A 4209-nucleotide genomic window follows, 5' to 3' on the forward strand; every position below is an offset into this window, starting at 1 on the left:
CCCTCGTGCTGTTACAGACGCTCGGGGTCAATATCTCGGCGATTCTGGCCTTTGGAGGTATCGGCGGGATTGCGGTCGGTTTTGCCGCCAAGGATATGTTGGCCAACTTTTTCGGAGCCATGATGATCTACTTTGACCGTCCCTTTGCCATCGGCGACTGGGTCCGCTCGCCGGATCGTAATATCGAAGGGACGGTGGAAAAAATTGGCTGGCGCCTGACAATTATTCGTACCTTCGACAAACGACCCATCTACGTACCGAATGCGTTGTTCTCCAGCGTTGTGGTGGAAAATCCTTCGAGGATGTTCAATCGCCGGATTTTCGAGACTATCGGCTTACGTTACTCGGATATGGCTGTAATGCCGAAAATTATCCAGGACATCAAAGCCATGCTGAAATCCCATCCGGAGATCGACCAGGAGCAGACCCTGATTGTCAATTTCAACAGTTTCGGCGATTCATCGCTCGAGTTCTTTGTGTATACCTTTACCAAAACGGTTCAGTGGATCGAATTCCACGAAGTTAAACAGGACGTGCTGTTCAAGATCAGTGAGATCATTGCCAGCTACGGTGCCGAAGTTGCTTTCCCGACCCGAACACTGCATATGCCGGATCTCCTTGAAGGCGCCAGTTTGCCACAACCACCGACAACATCATGATGAATATCGAGACTGTTAACCAGACGATGGCCGAGGCGGATTGCCTCTATGATCAACAACAGGTCGAAGCAGCTCTGGACAAGATGGCCGCGGCTATGACCAGCGTGCTTAAAAACAGCGATCCGCTGGTTTTATGCGTGCTCACGGGTGCCATTATCCCGGCCGGTCATTTGCTGACCCGGTTGAACTTTCCCATGCAGATCGACTATATCCATGCTACCCGCTATGCCGGCGCAATCAGTGGCGGCGATCTGAACTGGCAGGTGCGGCCCAGTCATCCACTGGACGGACGGAACATTCTGGTGATTGACGATATCCTGGACGAGGGGATTACGTTGGCGGCGATTATGGAACACTGCCGCACTGAGGGTGCCCGTGAGGTTTACAGCGCGGTACTGGTGGAAAAACAGCATGATCGCAAAAATGGTATGCAGGCGGACTTTGTCGGTCTGCGAACCGACGATCGCTATCTGTTCGGTTACGGAATGGATTACAAAGGCTACCTGCGCAATGCGCCGGGTATCTACGCAGTCAAAGGATTATAATTATGTCGAAAGTAGCCATCATTGGCGGTACCGGCCTGACCAGTTTGCAGAGCCTGCAAATTTCCGGTCGCGAAATCATGCACACGCCCTATGGCGAGCCTTCCAGTACCCTGGTGCGTGGCAAGCTGGGCGACAACGATGTTCTGTTTCTGCCGCGTCACGGTTCGGGGCATACCATTACCCCGCACAGAATCAACTATCGCGCTAATCTCTGGGCACTCAAGGAAGCCGGCGCCGAGATGATTATCGCCGTCAATGCAGTCGGTGGTATCCAGTCCGAATTCCAGCCAGGCTCTCTGGTGATTCCTGATCAGATCATTGACTACACCTGGGGACGCAGTAACACGTTTTTCGATGAAGGCGACAACCCGGTCATCCACGTTGACTTTACCTGGCCCTATTGCCAGAGCCTGCGCCAGGCGTTGTTAACGGCGGCGGAACAGGCGGGCGTCGGTGTAATCGATAAAGCTACCTACGGCGCCACCCAGGGCCCGCGCCTGGAAACCGCCGCGGAGATCGACAAACTCGAAGCCGACGGCTGTAACATCGTCGGCATGACCGGCATGCCCGAAGCCGTCCTGGCCCGCGAGCTGGAAGCCTGCTACGCCTCCATCGGCGTCGTCGCCAACCTCGCCGCCGGCCGCCACGACGGCGAGATCACCATGGAAGAGATCGAACAACACCTCGCCGAAGGCATGAAAAACGTCCGCACCCTGCTCGAACATGTCATTCCTTTACTCTAAGATGCTTTTTTAAACGCGGAGTTCGCGGAGGCGCAGAGGCGCGGAGAACAACGTATAAATGCTATTGATTCAAGTGATCAGTCGTGCAAACTATCGAAAGCAAGTGCTGAAGAATATTTTCTTACTCTGCGTCTCCGCGCCTCTGCGACCTCCGCGTTATTTACAGGCTGTTGATTAGAGCTTGTCAGTTTCGACCGGGTGCATGACGATCAGCATGCCAAGGACGGGGTTATCGAGGTAGTGCAGTTCGGTGCTGCGAATGCGGTTACGCAATTGTTTCAGTTGGTAAACAACCGGCTCTTCGGATTCCTCGATGAAGAAGTCAAAGCGACCGGTTTGGGGCCGGGTCTGGAAAATGACATTGGCATCCACATGCAGGTAACGTGACAGGATGACCTTGATATAGGCTTCCAGCTCGCCGGCTTCTCCCTCGAATTTACTGGCAGCGTTATCACCCTGTTCGGTATCGAGTTTCGATTGCTTGCCGGGACCGGCGGAAACAGTGCGGCTCAGATGCACGTTCAGCGCTTCTTCCCCGCTCATGCCGGGTTGGCGCCACGCAGTATGCATCAATACCCGGCGACTCGGGGTTTCCTCGATTTTCTCGATCTCTTCGGTCAGGCGGTATTGGTCCCGGGGCAGGGCCTTGAAGGTGTAGGCCGGGTTATAATTCTCCGGAATCGGGCCGGGATAGGGACGATTGAGTTCGATCATCACTTCCGACTCCGGTAATCCCCGTTCCACCGAGGTCGGCCAGTTCTCGCTATTGCGGTGAGCCGGATCCAGGTTTTCGAAGATAATCAGCTCCACGTCATAATAGCGAACCGGTTCATCATCGGCGGCGAGGGCCGGCAGTGAGAACAGGGAGAAGAGGGCCAGGCACAGGATCTGTTTCAATGCTATATTCCTTAGCTTACAACCAGAGTGAATAATGTAACCAATTATACCCTGCCTTGACCAGCGAGAGGTGTTATGGCCGTCAAAGAAGTGCTCAAAATGGGACATCCGGTGCTGCGCCAGGTCGCCGAGCCGGTGACCGCGTTCAACACCCCGGAACTGGAGTCCCTGATTACCGATATGCTGGAAACCATGGCGGCCCTGGACGGTGCCGGTCTGGCCGCGCCCCAGATCGGCGTCTCGCAACGAATAGTGATTTTCGAGGTCGCCGCCAATCCCCGCTATCCCGACGTGGAGAGCGTCCCGCGCACGATCCTGATCAACCCGGTGATCACCCCGCTGGATGAGGAACAGGAAACGGGCTGGGAAGGGTGTCTCAGCGTCCCGGGTCTGCGCGGCCTGGTCCCGCGTTATACCCGGGTTCGTTACAGCGGTGTCGATGAGTACGGCGTGGCCATCGAGCGGGAGGTCAGCGGTTTCCACGCCCGGGTCGTGCAACATGAGGTGGACCATCTCGACGGCATCCTCTATCCACAGCGCATGGAAGATATGAGCTATTTCGGTTTCGAGGACGAACTGGTTCAATACGGCGTGCCGGGGAGCGGGCCGGCGTCGCGGGAATAAATAAGATAGTTGGCAGATGGCAGTTTGCAGTCGGCAGTTGTCGGAGCGGCTACGCCGCAATTTGATCCGGGATCGGCTGTTACGCAACACGGTGCTGTGGCGTTTATGCCATCGTGTGAATGCTACGACGCGCAGGGTAGAAAAAACTTACCTGGGTAAGAGTCATAAAATCGAATATAAATACTAAAAAGATAGACAGGATTGTATTGATGGGTTGGTTGAAAATTATTCATCTCAGTACGGTGGTTATCACGATCAGTCTGTTCGTGATCCGCGGGCTGGGGCTGTTCATGAACGCGGGCTTCATGCGCCAGAAATGGGTGAAGATCGTTCCGCATGTCAACGACACGCTGCTGCTGGTGACGGGGATCTGGATGGCCGTGCTGATCCAGCAGTACCCGCTGGTACACGGCTGGCTCACCGCCAAGTTGATCGCTTTGCTGGTGTATATCGGGTTGGGGTTGATGGTGTTTCGTTTTGCCAAAAGCCGGCGTGAGCGGATGGCGTACTGGCTGGTGGCGATTCTGGTGTTTGCCTATATGGTGAGTGTGGCGTTGTATCATCATCCGTTGGGGTGGATGGTCACTCTCTAATAATTTCCCTCTTCCTATTCAGATGTAGGCCCGATATAGCGAAGCGGTATCGGGCATTTAGCTAAAAGGTTCGCCCTCCGGGCGGCCTGGATCTTGAAAGCGGGCTCTCGCGCCCGCGCGGCGAGTGACTTTTTGAAGCGGCAAAAAG

The 4209-nt window shown here is 55.1% G+C and carries 6 protein-coding genes; 5 read left to right on the plus strand and 1 reads right to left on the minus strand.

Going from position 1 to position 4209, the window contains the following annotated elements; all coding sequences use genetic code 11:
- From RI563_RS12765 to RI563_RS12775, 3 genes are all read left to right on the plus strand, one after another.
- A partial coding sequence (locus RI563_RS12765) for a mechanosensitive ion channel family protein (RefSeq protein ID WP_310694766.1) occupies window positions 1–659 on the plus strand: 659 nt, incomplete at its 5' end.
- Window positions 653–1204 carry a hypoxanthine-guanine phosphoribosyltransferase gene (locus RI563_RS12770; RefSeq protein ID WP_310694770.1) on the plus strand — a complete coding sequence of 184 codons (552 nt, stop codon included), beginning with the start codon at window positions 653–655 and terminating at the stop codon, window positions 1202–1204. The genes RI563_RS12765 and RI563_RS12770, both read left to right, overlap by 7 nt.
- Window positions 1201–1947, plus strand: coding sequence for an S-methyl-5'-thioinosine phosphorylase (locus RI563_RS12775; protein WP_310694771.1), 747 nt, complete (start codon window positions 1201–1203; stop codon window positions 1945–1947). Before RI563_RS12770 ends, RI563_RS12775 begins: the two co-directional genes overlap by 4 nt.
- A 174-nt stretch (window positions 1948–2121) precedes the next feature.
- Here the strand turns inward: RI563_RS12775 and RI563_RS12780 are convergent, their stop codons facing one another.
- Window positions 2122–2844: a CsiV family protein gene (locus RI563_RS12780; RefSeq protein WP_310694767.1), complete on the minus strand. Its 723-nt coding sequence runs from the start codon at window positions 2842–2844 to the stop codon at window positions 2122–2124.
- A 75-nt stretch (window positions 2845–2919) separates the two neighbouring features.
- Between RI563_RS12780 and def the strand changes: the two genes are divergently transcribed.
- Window positions 2920–3468, plus strand: a complete 549-nt coding sequence (gene def / locus RI563_RS12785) for a peptide deformylase (RefSeq protein ID WP_310694768.1) — start codon at window positions 2920–2922, stop codon at window positions 3466–3468.
- 209 nt (window positions 3469–3677) lie between these two features.
- Window positions 3678–4061 carry a SirB2 family protein gene (locus RI563_RS12790; RefSeq protein WP_310694769.1) on the plus strand — a complete coding sequence of 128 codons (384 nt, stop codon included), beginning with the start codon at window positions 3678–3680 and terminating at the stop codon, window positions 4059–4061.
- Window positions 4062–4209: the final 148 nt, after the last annotated feature.

It is taken from the genome of Thiohalophilus sp., from assembly GCF_031581315.1.
Classification (GTDB): Bacteria; Pseudomonadota; Gammaproteobacteria; order UBA6429; family Thiohalophilaceae; genus Thiohalophilus.